The sequence below is a fragment of the Pseudomonas frederiksbergensis genome (assembly GCF_003732665.1).
GTDB classification, from domain to species: Bacteria; Pseudomonadota; Gammaproteobacteria; order Pseudomonadales; family Pseudomonadaceae; genus Aquipseudomonas; species Aquipseudomonas frederiksbergensis_G.
Map to the genome: position 1 here is coordinate 241,171 of NZ_MOBP01000015.1, position 24,784 is coordinate 265,954.

General features: G+C 60.0%; 27 protein-coding genes. 15 read left to right on the forward strand and 12 right to left on the reverse strand.

Annotated elements, in window-relative coordinates; all coding sequences use genetic code 11:
- Positions 1-6 precede the first annotated feature (6 nt).
- From flgH to BK665_RS24890, 4 genes are all read right to left on the reverse strand, one after another.
- Positions 7-702, reverse strand: coding sequence for a flagellar basal body L-ring protein FlgH (flgH, locus tag BK665_RS24875; RefSeq protein WP_123409216.1), 696 nt, complete (start codon positions 700-702; stop codon positions 7-9).
- 52 nt (positions 703-754) lie between these two features.
- Positions 755-1,540, reverse strand: a complete 786-nt coding sequence (flgG, locus tag BK665_RS24880; RefSeq protein WP_054049256.1) for a flagellar basal-body rod protein FlgG — start codon at positions 1,538-1,540, stop codon at positions 755-757.
- A gap of 46 nt (positions 1,541-1,586) precedes the next feature.
- Positions 1,587-2,327 (reverse strand): flagellar basal-body rod protein FlgF, encoded by a 741-nt coding sequence (gene flgF / locus BK665_RS24885; protein ID WP_123409217.1) that lies wholly within the window; start codon positions 2,325-2,327, stop codon positions 1,587-1,589.
- A gap of 310 nt (positions 2,328-2,637) precedes the next feature.
- On the reverse strand, positions 2,638-4,197 hold the full coding sequence (locus BK665_RS24890; RefSeq protein WP_123409218.1) for a sigma-54-dependent transcriptional regulator: 1,560 nt from the start codon (positions 4,195-4,197) through the stop codon (positions 2,638-2,640).
- Positions 4,198-4,618: 421 nt separating this feature from the next.
- Here BK665_RS24890 and phhA point away from each other — a divergent pair, with 421 nt between their 5' ends.
- From phhA to BK665_RS24925, 6 genes are all read left to right on the forward strand, one after another.
- On the forward strand, positions 4,619-5,410 hold the full coding sequence (gene phhA, locus BK665_RS24900; protein ID WP_123409220.1) for a phenylalanine 4-monooxygenase: 792 nt from the start codon (positions 4,619-4,621) through the stop codon (positions 5,408-5,410).
- A 113-nt stretch (positions 5,411-5,523) separates the two neighbouring features.
- A complete protein-coding gene (locus BK665_RS24905; protein WP_123409221.1) occupies positions 5,524-5,880 on the forward strand; it encodes a 4a-hydroxytetrahydrobiopterin dehydratase in 357 nt (118 codons plus the stop codon).
- Positions 5,880-7,073: an amino acid aminotransferase gene (locus BK665_RS24910; protein WP_123409222.1), complete on the forward strand. Its 1,194-nt coding sequence runs from the start codon at positions 5,880-5,882 to the stop codon at positions 7,071-7,073. The genes BK665_RS24905 and BK665_RS24910 overlap by 1 nt, the downstream gene beginning before the upstream one ends.
- Before the next feature lie 274 nt (positions 7,074-7,347).
- Entirely contained in the window at positions 7,348-7,479 is a 132-nt protein-coding gene (locus tag BK665_RS34970) for a hypothetical protein (protein WP_259699655.1), read from the forward strand.
- Between the two features lie 76 nt (positions 7,480-7,555).
- A complete protein-coding gene (locus tag BK665_RS24920; RefSeq protein WP_123409247.1) occupies positions 7,556-7,738 on the forward strand; it encodes a hypothetical protein in 183 nt (60 codons plus the stop codon).
- Positions 7,739-7,842: 104 nt separating this feature from the next.
- Positions 7,843-9,042 carry an MFS transporter gene (locus BK665_RS24925; protein ID WP_123409223.1) on the forward strand — a complete coding sequence of 400 codons (1,200 nt, stop codon included), beginning with the start codon at positions 7,843-7,845 and terminating at the stop codon, positions 9,040-9,042.
- Here BK665_RS24925 and arfB read toward each other — a convergent pair.
- Positions 9,039-9,452, reverse strand: coding sequence for an alternative ribosome rescue aminoacyl-tRNA hydrolase ArfB (arfB, locus tag BK665_RS24930; RefSeq protein ID WP_123409224.1), 414 nt, complete (start codon positions 9,450-9,452; stop codon positions 9,039-9,041). The two genes, BK665_RS24925 and arfB, sit on opposite strands and share 4 nt — an antisense overlap.
- A gap of 352 nt (positions 9,453-9,804) precedes the next feature.
- On the opposite strand from arfB, the gene BK665_RS24935 reads away from it, so the two are divergent.
- Complete coding sequence (locus BK665_RS24935) at positions 9,805-10,647, forward strand: alpha/beta fold hydrolase (RefSeq protein WP_123409225.1); 843 nt, start codon at positions 9,805-9,807, stop codon at positions 10,645-10,647.
- Between the two features lie 319 nt (positions 10,648-10,966).
- Here BK665_RS24935 and BK665_RS24945 read toward each other — a convergent pair whose 3' ends face one another.
- Positions 10,967-12,379 (reverse strand): amino acid permease, encoded by a 1,413-nt coding sequence (locus BK665_RS24945; RefSeq protein WP_123409227.1) that lies wholly within the window; start codon positions 12,377-12,379, stop codon positions 10,967-10,969.
- 895 nt (positions 12,380-13,274) lie between these two features.
- On the opposite strand from BK665_RS24945, the gene BK665_RS34975 reads away from it, so the two are divergent.
- Positions 13,275-13,409, forward strand: coding sequence for a hypothetical protein (locus tag BK665_RS34975; protein WP_259699656.1), 135 nt, complete (start codon positions 13,275-13,277; stop codon positions 13,407-13,409).
- A gap of 70 nt (positions 13,410-13,479) precedes the next feature.
- The gene (locus tag BK665_RS24950) at positions 13,480-14,445 is read left to right on the forward strand and encodes a M29 family metallopeptidase (RefSeq protein ID WP_123409228.1); all 966 of its coding nucleotides are present in this window, start codon (positions 13,480-13,482) and stop codon (positions 14,443-14,445) included.
- A gap of 218 nt (positions 14,446-14,663) precedes the next feature.
- Here the strand turns inward: BK665_RS24950 and rluB are convergent, their stop codons facing one another.
- From rluB to BK665_RS24985, 6 genes are all read right to left on the reverse strand, one after another.
- Complete coding sequence (gene rluB, locus BK665_RS24955) at positions 14,664-15,956, reverse strand: 23S rRNA pseudouridine(2605) synthase RluB (protein WP_123409229.1); 1,293 nt, start codon at positions 15,954-15,956, stop codon at positions 14,664-14,666.
- A gap of 156 nt (positions 15,957-16,112) precedes the next feature.
- The gene (locus tag BK665_RS24960; protein ID WP_123409230.1) at positions 16,113-16,304 is read right to left on the reverse strand and encodes a DUF1289 domain-containing protein; all 192 of its coding nucleotides are present in this window, start codon (positions 16,302-16,304) and stop codon (positions 16,113-16,115) included.
- Between the two features lie 261 nt (positions 16,305-16,565).
- The gene (gene scpB, locus BK665_RS24970; RefSeq protein ID WP_123409231.1) at positions 16,566-17,552 is read right to left on the reverse strand and encodes an SMC-Scp complex subunit ScpB; all 987 of its coding nucleotides are present in this window, start codon (positions 17,550-17,552) and stop codon (positions 16,566-16,568) included.
- 11 nt (positions 17,553-17,563) lie between these two features.
- A complete protein-coding gene (locus tag BK665_RS24975) occupies positions 17,564-18,382 on the reverse strand; it encodes a segregation and condensation protein A (protein ID WP_123409232.1) in 819 nt (272 codons plus the stop codon).
- A complete protein-coding gene (locus BK665_RS24980) occupies positions 18,383-19,012 on the reverse strand; it encodes an L-threonylcarbamoyladenylate synthase (RefSeq protein WP_123409248.1) in 630 nt (209 codons plus the stop codon).
- A gap of 13 nt (positions 19,013-19,025) precedes the next feature.
- On the reverse strand, positions 19,026-19,889 hold the full coding sequence (locus BK665_RS24985) for a PHP domain-containing protein (RefSeq protein ID WP_123409233.1): 864 nt from the start codon (positions 19,887-19,889) through the stop codon (positions 19,026-19,028).
- 87 nt (positions 19,890-19,976) lie between these two features.
- Between BK665_RS24985 and BK665_RS24990 the strand changes: the two genes are divergently transcribed.
- The 6 genes from BK665_RS24990 to BK665_RS25015 all read left to right on the forward strand — a co-directional run bounded on the left by BK665_RS24990 (position 19,977) and on the right by BK665_RS25015 (position 24,312).
- A complete protein-coding gene (locus BK665_RS24990; protein WP_123409234.1) occupies positions 19,977-20,573 on the forward strand; it encodes a septation protein A in 597 nt (198 codons plus the stop codon).
- A gap of 1 nt (position 20,574) precedes the next feature.
- Positions 20,575-20,874, forward strand: a complete 300-nt coding sequence (locus tag BK665_RS24995; RefSeq protein ID WP_123409235.1) for a YciI family protein — start codon at positions 20,575-20,577, stop codon at positions 20,872-20,874.
- Positions 20,875-20,984: 110 nt separating this feature from the next.
- Positions 20,985-21,398 (forward strand): SH3 domain-containing protein, encoded by a 414-nt coding sequence (locus BK665_RS25000; protein WP_123409236.1) that lies wholly within the window; start codon positions 20,985-20,987, stop codon positions 21,396-21,398.
- Between the two features lie 7 nt (positions 21,399-21,405).
- Positions 21,406-22,083, forward strand: a complete 678-nt coding sequence (locus BK665_RS25005; protein ID WP_123409237.1) for a response regulator transcription factor — start codon at positions 21,406-21,408, stop codon at positions 22,081-22,083.
- Between the two features lie 260 nt (positions 22,084-22,343).
- Positions 22,344-22,793: a Spy/CpxP family protein refolding chaperone gene (locus BK665_RS25010; RefSeq protein WP_123409238.1), complete on the forward strand. Its 450-nt coding sequence runs from the start codon at positions 22,344-22,346 to the stop codon at positions 22,791-22,793.
- Positions 22,794-22,971: 178 nt separating this feature from the next.
- Entirely contained in the window at positions 22,972-24,312 is a 1,341-nt protein-coding gene (locus tag BK665_RS25015; RefSeq protein WP_123409239.1) for a sensor histidine kinase, read from the forward strand.
- Positions 24,313-24,784 lie beyond the last annotated feature (472 nt).

A 24,784-nucleotide genomic window follows, 5' to 3' on the forward strand; every position in this document is an offset into this window, starting at 1 on the left:
AGCCACCTAGAAAGGGAACAGCGGGCTGAGGAAGAAACGGTCGAACCAGCCTGGCTGACTCGCATCGGCAAACGCACCGGTGCCCGAATAGGTGATACGTGCATCGGCGACGCGGGTCGACGACACGGTGTTATCGGTAGCGATGTCATCGGCGCGCACCAGACCGGCAATCCGCACCAGCTCATCACCGGAGTTGAGGGTCATCCACTTCTCGCCGCGCACGGCGATGATGCCGTTGGGCAAGACGTCGGCGACGGTCACGGTGATCGAACCGGTCAGGCTGTTGCTCTGGCCGGACTTGCTGGCGCCGTTGGTGGCGCGGTCGCCGCTGTAGCCGACGTCCAGGCTCAGGTCACCGCCGCCCACCGGGTTATTGGTGCTCAAGCCGCCACCGAACAGCGACGACAGGCCGATGCCGGTCTTGCTGGTCTTATCGATCTGCGAGTTGGCGCCTTTGCTGGCCTGGGTCTTCTCGTTCAGGGTGATGGTGATGATGTCACCGACCCGGAACGCCTTGCGGTCGCTGTACAGGTTCTGTTCGAAACCGGCCTGGTAGATCGAGCCATTGTTGGCGGCCGCCGGCAACGGCGTTCGCGGCAACACCGGGGCGTAGTAAGGGTCATTGGGTTTAGGCGTCGGCGCGACGCAGCCCGCGAGCGCGACCACCCCACTCAGTGCCACAACAGATACAAAGCGATTCATGACCCTACCTCACGGTGTTGCTGGCGCCCGTATGGCCGCCCCATAGACTTGATTACAGATTCTGCGTTACGAACGAGAGCATCTGGTCGGCGGTGGAGATCACCTTGGAGTTCATCTCGTAGGCGCGTTGAGTGGTGATCATGTTGACCATCTCTTCAACGGTGCTGACGTTGGAACCTTCCAGGGTGTTCTGCAGCGTGGTGCCGAAACCGTTCAGGCCCGGCGTGCCGACTTGCGGCGCACCGCTGGCGGCGGTTTCCAGGAACAGGTTGTTACCCACTGCTTGCAGACCGGCCGGGTTGATGAAGTCGGCGGTTTGCAGGTTGCCGATCACCTGGGAGGCCGGGTTGCCGGGAACGGTGATGGACACCGTGCCGTCAGTGCCGACGGTGAAGGTCTGGGCGTTGTTCGGGATGACAATGGCCGGTTCCAGGGCGAAACCGCTGGCGTTGACGATCTGGCCGTTGGAATCGAGGTGGAACGTGCCGTCACGGGTGTAGGACGTGGTGCCGTCCGGTTGCAGGATCTGGAAGAAACCGCGACCGTCGACCGCCAGGTCCAGCGGCTGCTCGGTGGTTTGCAGGCTGCCGGCGGAGAAGTTTTTCTGGGTGCCGACGATGCGCACACCCGTACCCAATTGCAGGCCGGACGGCAATTCGCTGTCCTGGGTCGACTGGGCGCCAGGCTGGCGTTTGATCTGGTACAGCAAGTCCTGGAACTCGGCGCGATCACGTTTGAAACCCGTGGTCGATACGTTCGCCAGGTTGTTGGAAATGGTGGTCAGGTTAGTGTCCTGGGCGGACAGACCTGTTTTGGCAACCCATAGAGCCGGAAGCATTTCGATTCTCCTCGTGCGCCTGTTTTACGGCGCGACGTTCTGGTAATTAGCTGATCTGCAAGACCCGAGCCATGGCCTGGTCATCGTCTTTGGCGGTGTTCATCATCTTGATGTGCAGCTCGAATTGCTTCGACAAAGCCAGCACCGAGGTCATCTCTTCCACGGCGTTGACGTTGCTCGACTCAAGGAACCCGGACACCAGTTTGACGCCCGCATCGGCTTGCGCCGGCTTGCCGTCCTTGGTGTGGATCGAACCATCCAGGCCTTTGGTCATGTTCTTCAGGTCTGGGTTGACCAGTTTGATGCGGTCGATTTCGGCCATCACCCGTGGGCCTTCACCCATCGAACGAATGCTGATGGTGCCGTCCTCGCCCACTTCGATTTTCTGCTCGGGCGGCACGGCAATCGGCCCGCCATTGCCCATTACCGGCATACCATTGCCGGCCCGCAACACGCCGAGGGCGTCAATGTTCAGGCTGCCGGTGCGCACGTAGTTTTCGCTGCCATCGGGGCTCTGCACCGCGATCCAGCCATTGCCGGTCACGGCGACGTCGAGGTCACGGCCGGTTTCCACCATCGAACCAGGCGAGAAGTCAGTGGCCGGGCGTTCGGTCATGGCATAGGCACGCGCCGGAAAGCTGTCACCAAACACCGGCATCGAACGGGCCTGTTCCAGGTCCTTCTGAAAACCGTTGGTGGAGATGTTCGCCAGGTTGTTCGCATGAGCCTTCTGCGCCAGTGCATTCTGGCTGGCGCCGGTCATTGCCACATAAAGGTACTTGTCCACGCTCTTTCCTCTGCCTGCCGGACGTTTGCCGCCCACTGCTGTACTTCTGAGCCTTAAGCAATTTGCAGACCAACTTTTTTCTGACAGCGCCGGGCCCGGCAAACAAAGGACTTGAGGGGTTTTGAGGGGATGAGGGGATTGTGTCGAAGTCGAAAAACCGGCGGTGTTATGCCGTTTGGTGGCAAGGCTTGACCTGGAGGTTGACCGGACTGCCGCCTTCGCGAGCAAGCCCGCTCCCACAGGTGATCGCATTCCCCTGTGGGAGCGGGCTTGCTCGCGAAGAGGCCATCACAGACACAACACCTATTGGCTATGACTCAGTCTTACCAACGTCGTACTCGCGCAATTTATTGGCAATGGTCGTGTGCGAAACCCCCAACCGTTTCCCCAGTTGCCGACTGCTCGGATGCTCGGAATACAAGCGCTCCAGCACCGCTTTCTCAAAGCGCCCGACAATCGCATCCAATCCACCTTCCAGCGAGAAATCGCCAAGGGGCTGACGCACGCCGTAGTCCGGCAGGCGAATATGCTCGACCTTGACCGTCCCGCCCTCGCACAGGGAAACCGCCTGGAACAATACGTTCTCCAACTGCCGCACATTGCCCGGCCAGTGGTAATGACTGAGCCGCTCCATCGCCGCCGGTGCCAGTTTCGGCAACGGACAACCGATCTGCCGACTGGCCTGGTCGAGGAAGTGCTCCACCAACGGCGTCAAACCGTCGAGGCATTCGCGCAGCGGCGGGATGTGCAACGACAGCACGTTCAAGCGGTGATACAAATCCTGGCGAAACTCGCCTCGGGCACACAACTCGGACAGGTCCACTTGGGTCGCGCAGATCACCCGTACATCGAGGTAGACCTCTTCATCGCTGCCGACACGCCGGAAGCAACCGTCCTGCAAAAAGCGCAGCAATTTCACCTGCAGGCGCGGGCTCATTTCCCCGACGCCATCGAGAAACAACGTGCCGCCCGCCGTCAGCTCCAGCAGCCCGAGTTTGCCTTCGGCCCGCGCCCCTTCGAAGGCGCCGGGGCCATAACCGAACAACTCGGTCTCGGCCATGGACTCCGGCAGACCGGCGCAGTTGAGCGCCATCAACGGCGACTGACCGCGAGGGCTGGCCAGGTGACAGGCCCGGGCCAGCAGTTCCTTGCCGGTGCCGGTTTCGCCTTCTATCAATAGCGGCGCGTCCAGTGGCGCCATGCGTCGGGCCTCGCGCACCACTGCCGCCATGACTTTCGAACTCTGGAAGATGCTGTCGAAACCGCGCAGTTCCTGTTTGCGCACGTTATAGATGCGCTCCCCGACCCTGTCCGCCCGGTGCAATGTCAAAACGGCGCCGGCCATGGCCTCGCTGTCGTCGTGCTCCGATTGCAACGGCGCAATGTCGGCGAGAAACACGTCGCCCTTGACCTTGACCCGCAGGCCATTGATCCGCGATTTGTTGGCGCGCACCAGCTCCGGCAAGTCGAAATCTTCGGCGTAACGGGACAAAGGGATCCCTGGCACCTCGTCCACCCGCACACCGAGCAACTGCGCCGCCGCCCGGTTGGCCGCGACGATCGAGCCGCCCATGTCGATCGATAGCACCGGGAATTCCAGGGCGCCGAGCAGCGCATTGAGCTCCATGTGCCGACGCTCGCTGGGCATAAGCCCTACACGCTTGACGCCGAATACTCCGCCAATCGCCTCGAATTTCGGACGCAACGCCTGGAACTGGATGTTGATCAGGTTCGGGCAATGCAGGTAGATCGCGTTGCCATGCTCACCGCCCACCTCACCGCGGGCGACGTTGATCCCGTATTCCACCAGCAGGTTAAGGATGTCGCGCAGGATGCCGATGCGGTTTTGGCAGTGGACTTTGATACGCATATAAAAGGCCCGAAAAAGCGGTGAGTGAATTGGATGCCAAACACATACCTCCTGTGGGAGCGGCGGTGCGACGATTCGACTTGCTCGCGAACAGGGAGTGTCAGTCGACATCATCATTGGCTGACACGACGCCTTCGCGAGCAAGCCCGCTCCCACAGGGTTATTGCGGTGCCTGCGGATGGAATTTTCTGACAGGGCGCAAAGTTAGTCGTCAAGATTATGTGACACCCACAGCCCTTTTCAAACCCGAAAAACTCAATACCTGCGCCACACCCACCAATCCGTAACGAAAACTTTACGAAAATCACGGACTTTTCCTACGCGAGCTGCAATCCACCCGCTGCATCACCGCACGCCTTGGGGTATCTCTAGGTCCATAGCTGTACATAACAAGAACGAATTCCCCTAGCAGGAGAGCAGCATGAAGCAGACGCAATACGTGGCCCGCGAGCCCGATGCGCAAGGTTTTATCGACTACCCCGCCGAAGAACATGCGGTGTGGAACACGCTGATCACTCGTCAACTGAAAGTGATCGAAGGGCGTGCGTGCCAGGAATACCGGGACGGTATCGAAAAACTCGGTCTGCCCCACGACCGCATTCCGCAATTGGGCGAGATCAACAAAGTCCTCGGTGAAACCACCGGTTGGCAAGTAGCCCGGGTTCCGGCGCTGATTCCCTTCCAGACCTTTTTCGAATTGCTCGCCAGCAAGCAGTTTCCGGTGGCGACCTTTATTCGTACCCGCGAGGAGCTGGATTACCTGCAAGAGCCGGACATTTTCCACGAGATCTTTGGCCACTGCCCGCTGCTGACCAACCCCTGGTTTGCTGAATTTACCCACACCTACGGCAAACTCGGCCTACAGGCCACCAAGGAAGAACGCGTTTACCTGGCGCGCCTGTACTGGATGACCATCGAGTTCGGCATGGTCGACACGCCAGAGGGCCTGCGCATCTACGGCGGCGGCATCCTGTCCTCACCCAAAGAAACAGTTTACTGCCTGTCGGACGAACCGGAACATCAGGCCTTCGATCCGCTGGAATGCATGCGCACGCCGTATCGCATCGACATTCTGCAACCGCTGTACTTTGTGCTGCCCAACCTCAAGCGTCTGTTCGACGTGGCCCATGAAGACATCATGGCCATGGTCAAGCAAGGCATGCAGCTGGGCTTGCACGCTCCGAAATTCCCACCCAAACCGAAGGCCGCGTGAACCGCGACTTTTACTGACAAGTGAGCCTGTCAGTCGGCGCGGCTTTGGTTTAGCGTGTCGGCATTGACGGCCGATATAGCCCATATAAAAAAACTCGATACAGGAAACAGACCATGTCCGCTTTGAACCAAGCCCACTGCGAAGCCTGCCAAGCCGGCGCCCCCCAGGTCAGCGACGAAGAACTGCCGGTCCTGATCAAGCAGATCCCTGACTGGAACATTGAAGTGCGCGACAGCGTGATGCAGCTGGAAAAAGTTTTCCTGTTCAAGAATTTCAAACATGCCCTGGCGTTCACCAACGCGGTCGGTGAAATCTCCGAGGCCGAAGGTCACCACCCGGGCCTGTTGACCGAGTGGGGCAAAGTCACCGTGACCTGGTGGAGCCACTCCATCAAAGGCCTGCACCGCAACGACTTCATCATGGCCGCGCGCACTGATGAAGTGGCCAAGGACGCCGAGGGCCGCAAATAATGCATTTCGACGCCATCGGCCGAGTACCCGGCGACCCGATTCTCGGCCTGATGGAGGCCTATGCGCAGGACCCCAACCCGCGCAAATTCGACCTGGGCGTGGGTGTCTATAAAGACGCCCAGGGCCTGACGCCGATTCCGCAAGCGGTAAAACTCGCCGAGGCGCGTCTGGTGGATCGCCAGAACACCAAGACCTACATCGGTGGTCACGGCGAACCGGCGTTCGGCAAAGTCATGAACGAGTTGGTGCTGGGTGCCGATTCGCCTCTGATCGCCGAGCAGCGGGCCGGTGTCACCCAGACCCCGGGCGGCACTGGCGCCCTGCGTTTGAGCGCGGACTTCATCGCGCACATGCTGCCGGGCCGTGGCGTATGGCTGAGCAACCCGACCTGGCCGATCCATGAAACGATTTTCGCCACGGCCGGGGTCAAGGTCAGCCACTACCCGTACGTGGGCAGCGACAACCGTCTCGATGTCGATGCCATGCTGGCGGTGCTCAACGAAGCGCCCAAGGGCGACGTGGTGCTGCTGCACGCCTGCTGCCACAACCCAACCGGTTTCGATCTGTCCCATGACGATTGGCGCCGGGTGCTCGACGTGGTCCGCCGCCGCGAGTTGTTGCCGCTGATCGACTTCGCTTATCAAGGTTTCGGCGATGGCCTGGAACAGGACGCCTGGTCCACCCGATTATTCGTCGATGCGTTGCCGGAAGTGCTGATCACCAGCTCCTGCTCGAAGAACTTCGGCCTGTACCGCGACCGCACCGGCGCGCTGATTGTCTGTGCGAAAACCGCCGACAAACTGGTGGATATCCGCAGCCAACTGGCCAACATCGCCCGCAACCTGTGGTCGACACCGCCGGATCACGGCGCGGCCGTAGTGGCGACCATCCTTGGCGACCCGGAGCTGAAAAGCCTGTGGGCCGACGAAGTGGAAGCCATGCGCTTGCGTATCGCGCAACTGCGCAGCGGTCTAGTGGAAGCCCTTGAGCCCCACGGCTTGCGCGAGCGCTTTGCGCACATTGGCGTGCAACGCGGGATGTTCTCCTACACCGGTTTGTCGCCGGAGCAGGTCAAGCAACTGCGCGAGCATCACAGCGTGTACATGGTCAGCTCCGGGCGGGCGAACGTGGCGGGGATTGATGCAACGCGGCTGGCGCTGTTGGCCGAGGCGATTGCCGAAGTCTGCAAATAACCCTCAAACATTGGTAATTCCCCTGTGGGAGCGGGCTTGCTCGCGAAAGCGCAGTGTCAGTCAATGTTGATGTCGACTGACACACCGCATTCGCGAGCAAGCCCGCTCCCACATTTGATTTGTGTGACTGCTAGCGACCTGTCTAGACAATCCCACTCGTCGAAACAAATGGATATAAAAGTCTGTTTGTCATTTCTCCTGCTGTATCCTGCCCAAGCTTTTTAAAAGCGCGGATCTACCAGATCTATCAACAGACTTTGCGAGGAGCGCGAACATGCACGAGATCCCTAATCTCCCCTTCCCAAGCCTGCACGAAACTGAGCAGACAACCACGCAACAAGCCGGCGCCCAACAGCCCGAGCCGAAAGAAGCCACTGACAGTCGAAAGACTGACAGCGAAGACTGAAACACCTGCAATGCCAGACCGTGTGGAAAGCGCTAACATGCGCTTTCCACACCGCCTGAACCCCGAGCACCCCGCCATGACCGATGAATTTTCTGAAACCCAGGCCAGCGTTCTAATCGGCACCGCCGAGAAAATGATCGAGATCTGGAATCGCCTCTCCCCGGAAAAACAAGCCGCCCTGCTGGCCCGCTTCGGCAGCGAAGAAAACGCCCTCGCCGCCCTGGTTACCACGCAACTGGTCGCCCCTGCCAAATCCTGATTCACCCCCGCCCGGCAAATAGTTTTACTTTTCCACGACCGCCCGCCCTTCCCGCCGCTATCATAAGCAGCCTATCTATCCTGCTGCCCCGTGGACCTTTACCCATGTCAGAAAACCAGCGCCCCCTGGCGGTCACGCTGCAAGTCGTTTCCATCGTCCTGTTCACCTTCATCGGCTACCTCAACATCGGCATTCCCTTGGCCGTGTTGCCGGGCTATGTCCACAGTGACCTGGGCTTCGGCGCGGTGATCGCCGGGCTGGTGATCAGCGTGCAATACCTTGCCACCCTGCTCAGTCGCCCTTACGCCGGGCGCATCATCGACAACAAAGGCAGCAAACTGGCGGTGATGTACGGCCTCGCTGGCTGCGGCTTGAGTGGGGTGTTCATGCTGATTTCGGCCTGGACCCAAAGCCTGCCGATGCTCAGCCTGATCAGCCTGTTGATCGGCCGCCTGATACTCGGCAGCGCGGAAAGCCTGGTGGGCTCGGGCTCGATCGGCTGGGGCATCGGCCGGGTTGGCGCGGCGAACACCGCCAAAGTCATCTCCTGGAACGGCATCGCCAGTTACGGCGCCATCGCCATCGGCGCACCGCTGGGGGTGTGGCTGGTCGGTGAACTGGGCTTGTGGAGCATGGGCGTGAGCATTGTGTTGCTGGCCATACTGGGTCTGGCGCTGGCCTGGCCGAAAACCGCCGCGCCGATTGTCGTCGGTGAACGCCTGCCGTTCATGCATGTGCTGGGCCGGGTATTGCCCCACGGTTGCGGCCTCGCGCTGGGCTCCATCGGTTTCGGCACTATCGCCACCTTCATCACCCTGTACTACGCGACGCAGCATTGGTCGAATGCCGTGCTGTGCCTGAGCCTGTTCGGTGCCAGTTTCATTGGTGCGCGACTGTTGTTCGGCAACCTGATCAACCGCCTCGGCGGCTTTCGCGTGGCGATTGCCTGCCTGTCGGTGGAAACCCTGGGCTTGTTGCTGCTGTGGCTGGCGCCGGATGCCCATTGGGCGCTGGCCGGTGCGGCGCTGAGCGGTTTCGGCTTCTCGCTTGTGTTCCCGGCGCTGGGCGTGGAAGCGGTCAACCTGGTGCCGGCGTCCAGTCGCGGCGCGGCGGTGGGGGCCTATTCGTTGTTTATCGATTTGTCGCTGGGGATTACCGGGCCGTTGGCGGGGGCGATTGCGGCCGGGTTTGGTTTTGCTTCGATCTTCCTGTTTGCGGCCCTCGCCGCGCTCAGCGGTTTGATGCTGAGCATTTATCTGTACCGACAAGCGCCCAAGTATCGCGAAGAACGCGACGCCCGCTAAAAGTCGATCTTGCCGCGCCCAGCCTTGATGCTGCCGCGCTTGGTCTTCGATTCCAGCCGACGCTTCTTCGAACCGAGGGTCGGCTTGGTCGGGCGACGCTTCTTCTCGACTTTGGTGGCGCTGAGAATCAACTCCACCAACCGCTCCAGCGCATCGGCGCGATTGGCTTCCTGCGTGCGGTATTGCTGGGCCTTGATGATCAACACACCTTCGCTGGTGATGCGACTGTCCCGCAGCGCCAGCAGCCGCTCCTTGTAGAACTCGGGCAAGGACGAGGCCGGAATGTCGAAGCGCAGGTGCATCGCGCTGGAGACCTTGTTGACGTTCTGCCCACCGGCGCCCTGAGCGCGGATGGCGGTCAACTCGATCTCGGCATCTGGCAGATGCACATTGTTGGAGATTACCAGCATGGAAAAAAGCGTCCGGGTTCAGGGCGTGCAGGATACCGCGAATGCGCTGAACGAATGCAGCCCCTGTAGGAGCGTGGCTTGCTCGCGAAGGCGTCGGCACATCCAACATCAATGCTGAATGTACCGACGCCTTCGCGGGCAAGCCACGCTCCCACAGGAGATTTGTGGTGTTCGCGGAGGATGGGCTCGCATAGATCCTTGTGGGAGCGGGCTTGCTCGCGAATGCGGTGTACCAGTCGAAATCAATGCTGGATGTAATGACCCTTTCGCGAGCAGGCTCGCTCCCACAGGGGTTTGCTCTACGCTAAAGAATCCGGATCACGCCGATCAGGCCTTTTTAACGGAGAGACCCATGCCTCGTCGCTTACTCGCTGCTTTCTGTTTGCTGATGTCATTCAACACGGCTCACGCCACCGAGCGCTGGGAAACACTGCCGGCCACCCCCGCCCCGATCACTAGCGCAAAAACCGGCCGTGCCGACGTCAACGGCATCAAGCTTTATTACTCGATCACCGGTCACGGCTCACCCGTTGTACTGCTTCATGGCGGTCTGGCCAACTCCGATTACTGGGGCAATCAGGTCAAGGCGCTCTCGGCAAAGCACACGGTCATCACCCTCGACAGCCGTGGCCATGGTCGCAGTTCGCGAGATGCGCGACCTTTCGGGTATGACCTGATGGCGGACGACGTCATCGCGGTACTCGACAAGCTGAAGATCGAGCGCGCCGACTTCGTGGGCTGGAGTGACGGCGCGATTCTCGGGCTGGATCTGGCCATGCGCTATCCGCAGCGCGTCGGCAAAGTGTTCGCCTTCGCCGCCAATACTCAGACATCGGGGGTCAAGGAAGGCGTCGAGAAGAACCCGACCTTCGCCGCCTACATTGAACGCGCCGGCAAGGAGTACGCGAAGCTGTCGCCCACACCTAAGGAATACGATGCGTTCGTCGAACAAATCAGCCATATGTGGGCGAGCCAGCCCAACTGGACCACCGAAGACCTGGCCAAGATCAAAAGCCCGGTTTTGATCGTTGATGGCGACCATGACGAGGCGATCAAGCGCGAACACACCGAATACATGGCCTCGGCCATTCCCGGTGCCGGCCTGTTGATCCTGCCGAATGTCAGCCATTTCGCCTTCATCCAGGACCCGGCGTTTTTCAATGCATCGGTGCAGAGCTTCCTGGATGAAAAATAATCACTGACAGCACCGAATCCACTGTGGGAGCGAGCTTGCGCGCGAAGGCGTCGGCACCTCCAACATCAATGCTGAATGTACCGACGCCTTCGCGGGCAAGCCTCGCTCCTACAGGGGTGGGGTGGTGTTCGCGGATGCTGTGTTCAACACAAATCCACTGTGGGAGCGGGCTTGCTCGCGAAGGCGGTGGGTCAGTCGGAATCAATGCTGAATGTGCTGGCCTCTTCGCGGGCAAGCCTTGCTCCTACAGGGGGTTGTGTGAACCCTGAAAACCACAAACCCGGCACATGGCCGGGTTTGTGGTTTCTGCGTGCTGCGTTTATTTCACTGCAGTGTGCAACGCGTGCTGCGCGCTGCGTTTGTTCTTGATGCCGTAGCAGACCCACATGAACGCGACCCACACCGGGATCGCGTACACCGAGATCTGGATGCCCGGGATCAACAGCATCACGCACAGGATGAACGCCACGAACGCCAGGCAGATGTAGTTCCCGTACGGATACCACAAGGCCTTGAACAGCGGCGTCTGTTTAGTCTTGTTCATGTGCTGGCGGAACTTGAAGTGCGAGAAGCTGATCATCGCCCAGTTGATCACCAGGGTCGCCACCACCAGGGACATCAACAGCTCCAGGGCGTTTTGCGGGATCAGGTAGTTCAGCAACACGGCGATCAACGTCACCGCCGCCGACGCCAGGATCGAACGCACCGGCACGCCGCGCTTGTCGATCTTCGCCAGGGCCTTCGGCGCATCGCCCTGCTCGGCCATGCCCAGCAACATGCGGCTGTTGCAGTAGGTGCCGCTGTTGTACACCGACAATGCCGCTGTCAGGACCACAAAGTTGAGGATGTGCGCGGCAGTGTTGCTGCCCAACATCGAGAACACTTGCACGAACGGGCTGCCGCTGTAGGAATCGCCGGACGCATTCAGGGTCGCCAGCAGGCTGTCCCATGGCGTCAGCGACAGCAGGATCACCAGGGCGCCGATGTAGAAAATCAGGATCCGGTAAATCACCTGGTTGATCGCTTTCGGGATCACGGTTTTCGGCTTGTCGGCTTCAGCTGCGGTGAAACCGAGCATTTCCAGACCGCCGAAGGAAAACATGATAATCGCCATGGCCATCACCAGACCGCTCACACCGTTCGGGAAGAAGCCGCCGTGGGACCACAGGTTGCTCACCGACGCCTGCGGGCCGCCGTTGCCGCTGACCAGCAAATAGCTGCCCAGGGCAATCATGCCGACAATCGCCACGACCTTGATGATCGCGAACCAGAACTCGGCCTCGCCAAACACTTTGACGTTGGCCAGGTTGATCAGGTTGATCAGCACGAAGAAACCGGCCGCCGAGACCCAGGTCGGAATATCCGGCGCCCAGTAGTGGATGTACTTGCCGACTGCGGTCAGCTCCGACATGCCCACCAGGATGTACAGGATCCAGCAGTTCCAGCCCGAGAGAAAACCGGCGAAACCGCCCCAGTATTTGTGCGCGAAGTGGCTGAAGGAACCGGCCACCGGCTCTTCGACGATCATTTCGCCGAGCTGGCGCATGATCATGAACGCAATGAAGCCGCAAATGGCGTAGCCGAGGATCATCGACGGGCCAGCGGATTTGAGGACGCCCGCCGAGCCGAGGAACAGCCCGGTGCCGATCGCGCCACCGAGGGCGATCAGCTGGATATGGCGATTTTTCAGGCCGCGTTTAAGCTCGCCTGAATGCGAGTTTTGTCCACTCATGAAAAGGGTCTCACGCAAGGTTTGATGATGTTCAGTAGACGTTGCTGCTCGGTTGCAATTTCAAGCAGCGCCGATCAAACCCCAGCGCAAGCACCAGGAGTTCAGCGTATTTACTACGGTCATGCGTCACCTGTTTGTTTTTATCTGTGACGAAATCGAACCCGACACGCTTGTGGCGCGGCGGAGTGAACAAGACGGATAGCCTTGAAGTTTGCGCAGGTGCGCAGGAGGTCACAGTTAAAACGCGGCGCATTGTACACCGCTAACCCCCTGCTGCCAGACACCGCTGGATCAGCGCGTCGGTTGCCGGGATTGCCTGTGTCCGCCCCGAGGGTCTCGGGCGGCTGCAAAAAGAGAGTCAGACCTTTGCAGGTCATCGGCGCGGACGATGGAAAAATCGGCCCACGGGGAGAGATGGAGATGATTCACGGCGTTCATTGCGCCTCCTTCTTGTTATGCACCTGCACGACAGGCATGGGGCGCATCTCACCCTGCAAACGCCGCCGAAACAAGCGGACCAGAGCCCTCAGGCACGGCTGATCGGAGGATGGGCGGAAGGATTTCCTTACAACGCTTTTGAAAGACTGATCCGGCGAGGTTTGGCGCTGTATTTCGTAAAGATTCTCTGACAAAGCGTAACGAAATATTGCCAAATCAGATCTTTTCGTAAGACGACTGCAAATTGACGAAAGGAAGCTTCCTACGGAAATGGTCGAGTTAGTTTTCTGTTTTTTAATAACAAAGTGCCCGGCAAAAAACAGAATAAAAAAATCAAATAAATCTTATTTGATTATTTTTTTGCATTCCAAAACCCTGTGAACTAGGTTTTCAGCGACTTGCCGAGCCGCATCGACCGGCCAGTTTTTTACCTCAAAAGTCATCTGGGAGATTCACTATGCAACTGGACAAAGACTTGGAAACTGAACTGCAACTGGACGAATGGTTTGAAGCACCGACCCATGAAGCCGCCGTAGAAATGATGCAAGCCGACGCGGTTGTTCCGTTCGGCACGGCGATGTGGCCTCTGTAAGCCATCCCCGGCAGGTACGATCCGGCCGGTTGTGCCTGCCCCATTTGCTCGGTTTGTCAGGGAGGACTACATGGATAAGCAACGCGCCATCTCGCATTTCCTTTACTACCTCGAACAACACCCGGCCCTAGTCGGCATCAACCCGGCGAAGGTCTTGCTCGGCCACACCGCTGATTACGAAGCACTGACCGGCGCCATTGCCGAACAGGCAGGTAACAGCCCTCTCTTCAGCTTCAGCGCGCTGCGCCTGGACCTCGAACCCACGGACTTGCTGGCCGAGGCGATTGCCGACAGCGATCTGTACATTTTCTTCTACGACTCTTCCACCCTGCCCAACCCGCGCCCCGAAGGCCCGGAATTCCTCCGCGCACTGCAAGGGGTGATGGCAGAAAACTGGAAGAAGTCGCTGCTGTTCAAGGATTACGGCGATTACTTCTACGACACGTTCAGCGTCACCCCACAGCGTATTGCCGGGTTGAACAGCCACCTGATCCAGCGCATGTCCCACGCCACGACCCTGAGTTTCAAAGATGATCACGGCTCATGGTTCGAAACACCGCTAAGCAGTATCAAGAAGTGGACGGACATCAACGGTGTCGGCAACTTTGATTTGGCGCCCGGTGAAATAGCCACCCACAGCGAAGACATTAACGGCCGTGTGAAGTTTATGGGGACGTTCCTCAGCACCATTCCGTTTGCCCGCAAATATGGGGTGCTGGAGTCGCCGCTGGAGTTGTGGATCGAGAACTCGACCATCAGCAAAATCGCCACGGACGTGCCGGGGCTGGAACATGATTTCAATAAGTTCCTGGACGCCAATCCGTCGAATCGGCGGATCGAGGAGCTGGGCATCGGCACCAACGAAGGCGTGAAGGCGCTCTATGCGCGCAACGCCGGGTTCGAGGAGCGCCATTGCGGCTTGCACCTTGGGTTGGGTGGCGGGGCCAAGGGCAGTCATCACCTGGACCTGATCTTCTCCGGAGGCGTGTTGGCGCTGGATGATGAGCCGGTGTTTGATGGGCGGTTTGTGTTTTAGTCCGTGAGAAAGCGGTGCTGTTGCTGGCGCCTTCGCGAGCAAGCCCGCTCCCACAGTTGATCGCATTCCCCTGATAGAACTCGGTCACCTGTGGGAGCGGGCTTGCTCGCGAAGAGGCCCGAACATTCACTACACCCTTAAAGCCCGTCCAAAAAAAACGCCAACCCTAAGGTTGGCGTTTTTCACTTGCAGCTTGCAGCTAAAAACTCACCGCTGCTTCACTCCGGCTTACGACGCCCAAACCCAGGACGCTGACCCGAACCGGCTGGCGCGCCACGGCGTTTGCCCGATGGCGCGTCCTTGTTGACCAGAACGATGCCTGGGCGTTTCTTCGCCGGTGCCTTGGCCGGACGCTTGGTGTCGGCCGGACGGTCTGCCACCGGCGTACCGCGACTCGAATCACCACGGGACTCACCACGAGGAGCACCGCGATCGCTACGACCACCGGACGGAGCACCACGGCCTTCGCCGCGCTCGGTGCGACCGTTGGCCGGACGTGGCGTGCGTGGACCGCGCTCACCATCAGCACGCGGTTCTGCCGGCTTGCGTGCTGGACGCTCGCCTTCGAAATGCGGTTCACGGGTATCACGCGGGGTTGCAGCGGTCTGGTTGCCGATGGCTGGACGCAACGAACGCACACGCTCGGTCTTGCCCATCGGACGCGACGATTTACGCTGCATGCGATCAAGCTTGTCTTTGCTCTTGGCGTTCATCTGCGGCATGGCCACAGGCGTCAGGCCAACCTCGGCACTGAGAATGTCGACTTCGTACTGGCTCATTTCGCGCCAGCGGCCCATCGGCAGGTCGGAGTTGAGGAACACCGGACCGAAACGCACGCGCTTCAGACGGCTGACCACCAGGCCCTGGGATTCCCACAAGCGACGAACTTCGCGGTTGCGACCTTCCATCACCACGCAGTGATACCAGTGGTTGAAACCTTCGCCACCCGGCGCCTGCTTGATGTCGGTGAACTTGGCCGGGCCGTCTTCGAGGACGACGCCTGCTTTCAGACGCTCGATCATCTCGTCATCGACTTCGCCACGCACACGTACCGCGTATTCACGGTCCATTTCGTAGGAAGGGTGCATCAGGCGGTTGGCCAGTTCACCGTCGGTGGTGAACATCAGCAGACCGGTGGTGTTGATGTCCAGGCGACCGATGTTGATCCAGCGACCTTCTTTCGGTTTTGGCATCTTGTCGAATACGGTCGGACGGCCTTCCGGGTCAAGGCGGGTGCAGATTTCGCCGTCGGGCTTGTTGTACATGATCACGCGGCGTACCGACTCGGCGGCTTCTTCGCGCTTGATCACACGGCCATCAATGGTGATGGCGTCGTGCATGTCGACGCGCTGACCAAGGGTGGCGTCTTTGCCGTTGACCTTGATGCGGCCGTGGCTGATCCAGGCTTCCACGTCACGGCGCGAGCCGACGCCGATACGGGCGAGGACTTTCTGCAGTTTTTCGCCTGCTGGGCCGATTTCGGCGTCGTCTTTCTGGTCGTTGATACTCATCTGGGCACCTCCCGGTGTGGTCTGTTCAGGCAGCTCTGGGGTGAGGGGCCTGAAGCGATGTAAAACTGGGTCTCGGACGAAGGGATCGCCGGAGGGTCGCGAATCATACGCTCATGTCAGCGTTCGCGCATCAGAGACTAGCTGATGAATGCAGATTCACTTGCTTTTCCGCCGACCGGTGGCGCCGAGCTTGATCAAGCGCAGCGCCGCCTCGGCCAGCACCGTGCGCTTGTCGGCCTTGTCGAGTTTCTTCCAGGCCTTGATTTCGCGCTTGCTGCGCCCGCAACCGACGCAGATGTCGTCGGTGAACTTGCAGATGCTGATGCAGGGGTCTTTGGTTGAGCTCATACCTACTCCAGAAAACTCCACAAACCCTTGTGGGAGCGAGCTTGCTCGCGATGAGGGCGGCACATTCAACATCTGAGTGACTGATAGATTGCTATCGCGAGCAAGCTCGCTCCCACAGGGTTCGGTGCGGCTCAGGTCCACTGTGGGAGCGGGCTTGCTCGCGAATGCGCAGTGTCAGGCGACATCTATGTTGAATGATAAGCCGCCTTCGCGAGCAAGCCCGCTCCCACAAGGGGAGCTGCGTTGCCCGCGGGTGTGGGGTCAGTCGTCGAATTCCCGGCGTTCGGCTTCGATCGCTTCGGCGAGGGCGCGGGCTTCGGCTTCTTCGTCGCTGAGCTCGGGTTCCGGTTTGTGCTGCTCTAAAGCAGCGACGGCGGCCAGGAGTTTCTCTCGCGCTTCGGCCACGCCGAGGACATCGTCTTCAAGCTCTGCTTGCGGCTCATCTTCGATTGTGGCTTCAGGCTCAGGCTGAAGTTCAACTTCAATCTCAGGCTCGGACTGCTCCTGAACCTCCTCGCCCTCCGTCACCGCCCCATCACGCAACAAGTCATCAAAGTCGGTCTTGATCCCCTGCTCCATATCATCCAGTTCCAGCAACAGCGTGTGGAAACTGGTTTCTTCCTTGGGTTCTTCCGGCTCGGCGCTGGCGTCGGCCAGTTCCTGCAACCCGGCCGGCACCGGCGCGTCGTCGAAATCGAGCACGGGGTCCGGCTCCATTTCCCGCAGCTCAGCGAGCGGCGGCAAATCGTCGAGGTTTTTCAGGTTGAAGTGATCGAGAAACACCTTGGTGGTGGCGAACATCGCCGGTTTGCCCGGCACATCGCGGTAACCGACGATGCGAATCCACTCGCGCTCCAGCAACGTCTTGACGATGTGGCTGTTGACCGCCACTCCGCGCACGTCTTCGATCTCGCCCCGGGTGATCGGCTGGCGGTAGGCGATCAGCGCCATGGTTTCGAGCATGGCCCGGGAATAACGCTGCGGGCGTTCTTCCCACAAGCGGCCGACCCACGGCGAAAACTTTTCGCGAATCTGCAGGCGATAGCCGGACGCGACTTCCTTCAGTTCGAAGGCGCGACCGTCGCAGGACTTGGCCAGGATCGTCAGGGCTTTCTTGAATACCGGTGGCTCGGGCCGTTCGCCCTCTTCGAAGAGTTCGAACAGGCGTTCAAGGGATTGCGGTTTTCCCGAGGCCAACAGAAAGGCTTCAAGCAGTGGCGCCAGCTCGCGGGGTTCAGTCAGGTTCATGATTCAACTCGTTATTCGGCTCGGGCCCGCACATGGATCGGCGCGAACGCTTCATTTTGCACCAGCTCGACCAAGGATTCCTTGACCAGTTCGAGGATCGCCATAAAGGTCACCACCACCCCAAGCCGTCCTTCCTCAGCAGTGAACAGCTCGACAAAGGGCACGAAACCGCCACCCTTGAGCCGCTCCAGCACATCGCTCATGCGCTCGCGAGTGGACAACGCCTCGCGGCTGACCTGGTGGCTTTCGAACATGTCGCCCCGGCGCAGCACCTCGGCCATGGACATCAGCAATTCTTCCAGGCTGACATCCGGCAACAGCTTGCGCGCCCGGGCTTCCGGGGCATCGAGCTTGGGCACCACCACATCGCGACCGACCCGGCTCAGGCCGTCGATGCCTTCGGCAGCGGCTTTGAAGCGCTCGTATTCCTGCAAGCGACGGATCAGTTCGGCCCGAGGATCGTCTTCTTCGGCTTCGATGGATTCGGCACGGGGCAGGAGCATCCGCGACTTGATCTCGGCCAGCATCGCCGCCATCACCAGGTACTCGGCGGCCAGTTCCAGGCGCACCGACTGCATCAGCTCGACATACCCCATGTATTGGCGAGTAATTTCCGCCACCGGGATGTCGAGGATGTTGATGTTCTGTTTGCGGATCAGGTACAGCAGCAAATCGAGCGGGCCTTCAAAGGCTTCGAGAAAGACTTCCAGGGCATCCGGCGGGATGTACAGGTCCAGCGGCATTTCCATGACCGCCTGGCCATAGACCATGGCGAAGGGCAGCTCTTGCTGGGCTCCGGCCTGACTGTCGACGGGTTCTACTGCGGACATCTAGGCCTCGGCCATGAACGGCGTGGGGTCGCCGCAACCGACGCGGATCACTTCGGGCTCGCCGTCGGCCAGGTTGATCACCGTGGACGCCTTGATCCCGCCGAAACCGCCGTCGATGATCAGGTCCACCTGGTGCTCCAGCAACTGGCGCATTTCATGGGGATCGCTCAGCGGATCGGTGTCGCCGGGCATGATCAGGGTCACGCTCATCAGCGGCTCGCCCAATTCGGCCAGCAGCGCCAGGGCAATTGGATGGCTCGGCACCCGCAGGCCAATGGTGCGCTTCTTGGCGTGCAGCAACAGGCGCGGCACTTCCCGGGTGGCGTTGAGAATGAACGTATAAGGCCCAGGTAAGTGGGCCTTGAGGATGCGGAAGGTGCCGGTGTCGATCTTGGCGAACAGCCCCAGTTGCGACAGGTCGCTGCAAATCAGCGCGAAGTTGTGTTTGTCATCCAGCCCACGCAACCGTCGCACGCGCTCCACAGCGTTTTTGTCGCCGATCTGGCAACCAATGGCGTAGGACGAGTCTGTAGGGTAAATCACCACCCCGCCTTTGCGGATGATCTCGACCGCCTGTTTGATCAGGCGCGCTTGCGGGTTTTCCGGATGAATCTGGAAAAATTGACTCACATTCTCTACCTGTTCAGACGGCGGCAATAATTGGGTCATGTTTGAATCGACACCATAACGGTGGCAGATCCTCCGGAACCGGGCGGTATTCACCGATTTCCGACCAGCCTCCAGGGCCATGAAAATCACTGCCGGCGCTGACCAGCAGACCGAACTCGCGAGCAAGAATGGCCAGGCTGCCGACCTGTTCGGCGGGCTGATGGCCATTGACCACTTCAATCGCGTGGCCCCCCGCTTGAATATAGTCAGAAATCAGGCGACGACGCTTGCTGCGAGTGAAATCGTAATGCCACGGATGCGCCAGGCTGACCCAGGCACCGGCGGCACGCAGGGTCGCGACGGTGTCTTCGAGGGTCGGCCAGTGTTGCTTGACGTCCCCCAGCTTGCCGGCGCCCAGCCATTTGCGGAAGGCCTCGGCGCGATCCTTGACGTAACCTTCACGCACCATCCAGTCGGCAAAATGCGGACGGGCCGGCGCGTTGCCGCTGTCGCCCAATGCTTGTTGCATCTCCCGGGCACCGTCCATCGCGCCTGGCATACCTTTAAGCGCCAGTTTGCGGCTTATTTCTTCTGACCGTAGCCAACGGCCATCGTGCAATCTGGCGATTGCCTCGACCAATGGTATGGCGTTGACGTCGAAACCGTAGCCCAACACATGAATGGTCGCACCGCCCCAGGTGCAGGACAATTCGACACCGTTGACCAGTTGCATCCCCAACGCGGTGGCGGCGCTGCGGGCCTCATCGAGGCCTTCGAGGGTGTCGTGATCGGTCAAGGCCAGGACTCGCACGCCTTTCTCGAACGCACGCGCAACCAGTACCGCAGGCGCCAGGGCGCCATCGGAGGCCGTGCTATGGCAGTGCAAATCAACATTCACAGGGCTTTGTAACCTCAAATCAGCTGGCGCTATCGCGCGCCAATATGTTTGTTATTATGCCGACACATCCTGCTTCTGGCTGCCACTGTGAAACAATTCATCGACTTCATCCCGCTTCTGCTGTTTTTCATCGTCTTCAAAATCGATCCACGGGTCGTCGACATTGCCGGACATGAGGTCACTGTAGGCGGTATTTACAGCGCCACGGCGATGCTGATCATCAGTTCCCTGGTGGTATACGGCACGATCTTCATCAAGCAGCGCAAGCTGGAGAAAAGCCAGTGGCTGACGCTGATCGCCTGCCTGGTCTTCGGTAGCCTGACCCTGGCGTTCCACAGCGAAACCTTCCTGAAATGGAAAGCCCCGGTAGTCAACTGGCTGTTCGCCCTGGCCTTCATCGGCAGTCACTTCATCGGTGATCAACTGCTGATCAAACGCATTATGGGCCACGCGTTGACCCTGCCGGATGCAGTCTGGACCCGCCTGAACATCGCCTGGATCGCCTTTTTCCTGTTCTGCGGCGCTGCCAACCTGTTCGTCGCCTTCACCTTCCAGAACTACTGGGTTGACTTCAAGGTGTTCGGCAGCCTGGGCATGACGCTGCTGTTCCTGGTTGCGCAGGGCATCTACCTGTCCCGCCACCTGCATGACGCCGACACTACAACGCCAAAAACCGAGGACTGACATGCTCTACGCCATCGTTGCAACAGACGTCGCCAACTCCCTGGAAGCTCGCCTGGGCGCACGCCCGGCACACCTTGAGCGCCTGCAAGTGCTCAAGGGCGAAGGCCGCATCGTGCTGGCCGGCCCCAACCCGGCCGTGGACAGCAATGATCCGGGCGCTGCGGGTTTCACCGGCAGCCTGATTGTCGCCGAATTCGATTCCCTGAGCGCTGCGCAAGCCTGGGCCGACGCTGACCCGTACGTCGCCGCAGGCGTCTACGCCAACGTTTCCGTGAAGCCGTTCAAGCAAGTCCTGCCGTAAATTTCCCCCTCGCGATGAACCTTGTCGGTTCATCGCGCTCTCAATCGCTCATTATTCTCGTTTGCCTGCCGACAACTTGCCCAATAACTCGATTGGAATCAGGAGTCGTGATGCGCAAGGGTCCGTTGTGTCTGATGTTGGTGACGTTGTCGATCGTGGCTCCCGCGCACGGTGAAGAGGCTGCCGCTGGCAGCAATTCCACGCCGCTGTCCTTGAGCGCCGGCAGCCAGATCGCCGAGTTGCAGCAACGCTTGAAGGTCAGCGAGCAGCAACGAGAAGAACTGAACAAACAACTGCAAAGTGCCGATGGCGAACGCGAAAGCGCCCAGTTGAGCCGGCTGCGCCAGGAGAATCAGCGTTTGAAGCTGCAACTCAAGGAGGCCCTGGCCAGCAGCCCGCTGCCTCGCTTGCTGACCGATCAGCAACAATGGTTCGTCACCGGTGGCGGAGTAGCGCTATTGGCCCTGCTCTGCGGTATCTTTGCCAGTGGAGCAAGTCGAAAACGTCGGCAATGGCTAAATTGAGTGAGTCATGAGCGAGCTGTTATTAATTGATGATGACCAGGAGCTGTGTGAGCTCCTGGGCAGTTGGTTGAGCCAGGAAGGTTTTGTGGTCCGTGCCTGTCACGATGGCCAGAGTGCCCGCCGTGCGTTGGCCGAAACCTCCCCCGCCGCCGTGGTGCTGGACGTGATGCTGCCCGACGGCAGTGGCCTGGAGTTGCTCAAGCAGTTGCGCAGCGACCACCCCGACTTGCCGGTGCTGATGCTCTCGGCCCGGGGCGAACCCCTGGACCGCATTCTCGGCCTGGAACTGGGCGCCGACGATTACCTGGCCAAGCCGTGCGACCCACGAGAACTGACAGCCCGGTTGCGCGCCGTATTACGCCGCAGTCATCCGGCAGCCGTGTCGAGCCAGCTCGAACTCGGTGACCTTTGCTTCAGCCCGGTGCGCGGCGTGGTCAGCATCGATGAACAGGAATTCACCCTCACCGTCTCTGAAAGCCGCTTGCTCGAAGCCCTCATCAAGCAACCCGGCGAGCCCCTGGATAAACAGGAACTGGCGCAAATCGCCCTGGGTCGCAAGCTGACCCTGTACGACCGCAGCCTGGACATGCACGTCAGCAACCTGCGCAAAAAGATCGGCCCGCACCCCGATGGTCGCCCGCGCATCGTCGCCCTGCGTAGCCGCGGCTACTACTACAGCCTCTAACTGGCTAAATGCGACCTGTGGCGAGGGAGCTTGCTCCCGCTGGGCTGCGAAGCGGCCCTCTCTTGACCTGAAAAGAAGCAGACTGCTGCGCAGTCAACGGGAGCAAGCTCCCTCGCCACAGACCAGTGCCTCGCAGAAGTGTCAGGTCGGCGCAAAACTGTCTTTACCCAAGCTTTACGCTCCGCTGACCGCCGCTGACCTTGATCTCCGTAATCTGAACTCATCCGGAACTTACCGGGAACGAGACAAGGAGATTCACCATGCGCAAGACTCTTATCGCTCTGATGTTCGCCGCCGCCCTGCCGACCGTTGCCATGGCCATGCCTGAAGGTGCCGGCCCGATGGGTGGCCCGCTGGACGGCCCGCGCCACGGCGGTCAGATGTACCATCACGGTAAAGGCGGCCCGTACAGCCAACTGGACCTGAGCCGCGAACAACGTGAGCAGATCCGTAAAATCATGGGCGAGCAGATGCATGATCGCAAACAACTGGTCGAGAAATACCTGGAGAAACTCTCCCCGGCTGACCAGAAAGCCATGAAAGACGAAATGGCCACCAAGCATCAGAAAGCCCAGGCCGATGTCCGCGCCGTGCTGAAACCGGATCAACAGAAGAAATTCGACGAGATCCAGAAGAAACAGGCCGAGCGTCGTGCGGAATGGGCCGAGTTCAAGGCCTGGAAAGCGCAGCAGCCGCAAAAAGCGCAATAATGCGTTAACCACAGACCCGACGGTTAACCCCGTCGGTTTTTTTGCCATTTAGATCCGTGTAGGAGCGAGGCTTGCCCGCGAAGGCGATTTAACATTCAACATCTCTGTTGGTCATTAAATCGCCTTCGCGGGCAAGCCTCGCTCCTACAAGGATCTTGTGTTTGCTTGAGGATTTTCCGTGCGTTCATTGTTTTGGCGTATCCTGGCCAGCTTCTGGCTGGCCATCGCTCTGGTTGCAGGGCTTTCCCTTTTGCTGGGGCACATGCTCAACCAGGACGCGTGGATTCTCAGCCGCCATCCGGGCCTCAACACACTGGCCGAAGAATGGACACAAACCTACGAAGCCCAGGGTGAAGACGCCGCACAGGACATTCTCGAACAACGCAAACGCCAATATCACATCGACGTCCAGGTGCTTAACGAGAGCGGCGACCCGGTGGTGCGCGGCACTTTCCCGCGCCGGGCGGCAGCGTTTGAAGCGCGGCAGAATGATGATGATCGTCGCCTGCCATGGCGCCGCCTGACCGCCGAGTACACCAGCGAAAAAACCGGCAACACCTATCTGCTGATCTACCGCATCCCGCACCCGGAACTGGATTCCTGGCACCGCGAAAGCCTGCTCTGGCCGTTGAGTGCGCTGGGTATCGCGCTGGTGGTGCTGACCTTGTTCAGTTTGCTGGTGACACTCTCGATCACCCGCCCCCTCAGCCGTTTGCGCGGCGCGGTGCATGACCTGGGGCAAACCACCTATCAGCAGAACAGCCTGGTAAAACTGGCCAACCGCCGCGATGAATTCGGTGTGCTGGCCAACGACTTCAACCGCATGGGTGCGCGCCTGCAAAGCCTGATCGGCAGCCAGCGGCAATTGCTGCGGGATGTGTCCCACGAGCTGCGCTCGCCCCTGGCCCGGTTGCGCATTGCCCTGGCCCTGGCCGAGCGGGCCAACCCCGAAGAACGGGAAAAACTCTGGCCGCGCCTGACGCGGGAATGCGACCGACTGGAAGCCTTGATCAGCGAAATCCTGGTCCTGGCTCGGGTCGATGCGGACAACGCCAGTGCCGAAGAAGTCGATCTCAACGCTTTGCTTCACACCCTGCAAAAGGACGCGCAACTGGGTTTCCCGGAACAGACCGTGCACCTGCAAGCTGAGCCGCAGTTGAACCTCAAGGGCTGGCCGACCATGATCGAACGCGCTGTGGACAACCTGCTGCGCAATGCCCAGCGCTTCAACCCGGTGGGTCAGCCGATTGAATTGCAGGCCTCGCGCCAGGGCGAGCGAATGGTGGTCAGCGTGCGTGATCATGGGCCGGGAGTCGAGGCCGAGCACTTGAACCTGCTGGGCGAACCCTTCTACCGCGCGCCGGGGCAGACTGCGGCCGGTCATGGCCTGGGCCTGGCCATCGCCCGGCGAGCCGCCGAACGGCATGGCGGCAGCCTGGTCCTGGCCAATCACCCGGACGGCGGGTTTATCGCCAGCCTGGAATTACCGTTGGTGCCGGGAGCCGTCGTACAACCCTGAGCCACCTGTGGGAGCGGGCTTGCTCGCGAAGAGGGTGTGTCAGTCGACCCATCATCGACTGACACGACGCATTCGCGAGCAAGCCCGCTCCCACATTGGATCTTCGGCGACCACAGCATTTGTGTACGACCTCAATCCCTGTGGGAGCGAGCTTGCTCGCGAAGGCGTCGGGTCAGTCAACATCTCTGTTGAAAGTGAACCCGCATTCGCGAGCAAGCCCGCTCCCACATTGGATCTTTGGCGAACGCAGGATTTGCAATTTGATCTCAATCTCCTGTGGGAGCGTGCTTGCTCGCGAAGGCGTCGGGTCAGTCAACATCTCTGTTGAAAGTGAAGCCGCATTCGCGAGCAAGCCCGCTCCCACATTGGATCTTTGGCGAACGCAGGATTTGCAATTTGACCTCAATCTCCTGTGGGAGCGGGCTTGCTCGGGTAGAAACCGGGGACATCCTTTACGTTTTAAACCGGAGAC

Bases quoted from the DNA above. Each gene is read 5' to 3' on its own strand.
- BK665_RS24995 (WP_123409235.1), top strand. From the start codon at position 20,575: ATGCTCTACGCCATCGTTGCAACAGACGTCGCCAACTCCCTGGAAGCT.
- BK665_RS24905 (WP_123409221.1), top strand. From the start codon at position 5,524: ATGTCCGCTTTGAACCAAGCCCACTGCGAAGCCTGCCAAGCCGGCGCC.
- rluB (WP_123409229.1), bottom strand. From the start codon at position 15,956: ATGAGTATCAACGACCAGAAAGACGACGCCGAAATCGGCCCAGCAGGC.
- BK665_RS25010 (WP_123409238.1), top strand. From the start codon at position 22,344: ATGCGCAAGACTCTTATCGCTCTGATGTTCGCCGCCGCCCTGCCGACC.
- flgH (WP_123409216.1), bottom strand. From the start codon at position 702: ATGAATCGCTTTGTATCTGTTGTGGCACTGAGTGGGGTGGTCGCGCTC.
- BK665_RS25005 (WP_123409237.1), top strand. From the start codon at position 21,406: ATGAGCGAGCTGTTATTAATTGATGATGACCAGGAGCTGTGTGAGCTC.
- BK665_RS24935 (WP_123409225.1), top strand. From the start codon at position 9,805: ATGCCTCGTCGCTTACTCGCTGCTTTCTGTTTGCTGATGTCATTCAAC.
- BK665_RS24950 (WP_123409228.1), top strand. From the start codon at position 13,480: ATGGATAAGCAACGCGCCATCTCGCATTTCCTTTACTACCTCGAACAA.
- BK665_RS24910 (WP_123409222.1), top strand. From the start codon at position 5,880: ATGCATTTCGACGCCATCGGCCGAGTACCCGGCGACCCGATTCTCGGC.
- BK665_RS24960 (WP_123409230.1), bottom strand. From the start codon at position 16,304: ATGAGCTCAACCAAAGACCCCTGCATCAGCATCTGCAAGTTCACCGAC.
- BK665_RS34970 (WP_259699655.1), top strand. From the start codon at position 7,348: ATGCACGAGATCCCTAATCTCCCCTTCCCAAGCCTGCACGAAACTGAG.
- BK665_RS24920 (WP_123409247.1), top strand. From the start codon at position 7,556: ATGACCGATGAATTTTCTGAAACCCAGGCCAGCGTTCTAATCGGCACC.
- BK665_RS24890 (WP_123409218.1), bottom strand. From the start codon at position 4,197: ATGCGTATCAAAGTCCACTGCCAAAACCGCATCGGCATCCTGCGCGAC.
- scpB (WP_123409231.1), bottom strand. From the start codon at position 17,552: ATGAACCTGACTGAACCCCGCGAGCTGGCGCCACTGCTTGAAGCCTTT.
- BK665_RS34975 (WP_259699656.1), top strand. From the start codon at position 13,275: ATGCAACTGGACAAAGACTTGGAAACTGAACTGCAACTGGACGAATGG.
- phhA (WP_123409220.1), top strand. From the start codon at position 4,619: ATGAAGCAGACGCAATACGTGGCCCGCGAGCCCGATGCGCAAGGTTTT.
- BK665_RS24925 (WP_123409223.1), top strand. From the start codon at position 7,843: ATGTCAGAAAACCAGCGCCCCCTGGCGGTCACGCTGCAAGTCGTTTCC.
- BK665_RS25000 (WP_123409236.1), top strand. From the start codon at position 20,985: ATGCGCAAGGGTCCGTTGTGTCTGATGTTGGTGACGTTGTCGATCGTG.
- BK665_RS24975 (WP_123409232.1), bottom strand. From the start codon at position 18,382: ATGTCCGCAGTAGAACCCGTCGACAGTCAGGCCGGAGCCCAGCAAGAG.
- arfB (WP_123409224.1), bottom strand. From the start codon at position 9,452: ATGCTGGTAATCTCCAACAATGTGCATCTGCCAGATGCCGAGATCGAG.
- BK665_RS24945 (WP_123409227.1), bottom strand. From the start codon at position 12,379: ATGAGTGGACAAAACTCGCATTCAGGCGAGCTTAAACGCGGCCTGAAA.
- flgG (WP_054049256.1), bottom strand. From the start codon at position 1,540: ATGCTTCCGGCTCTATGGGTTGCCAAAACAGGTCTGTCCGCCCAGGAC.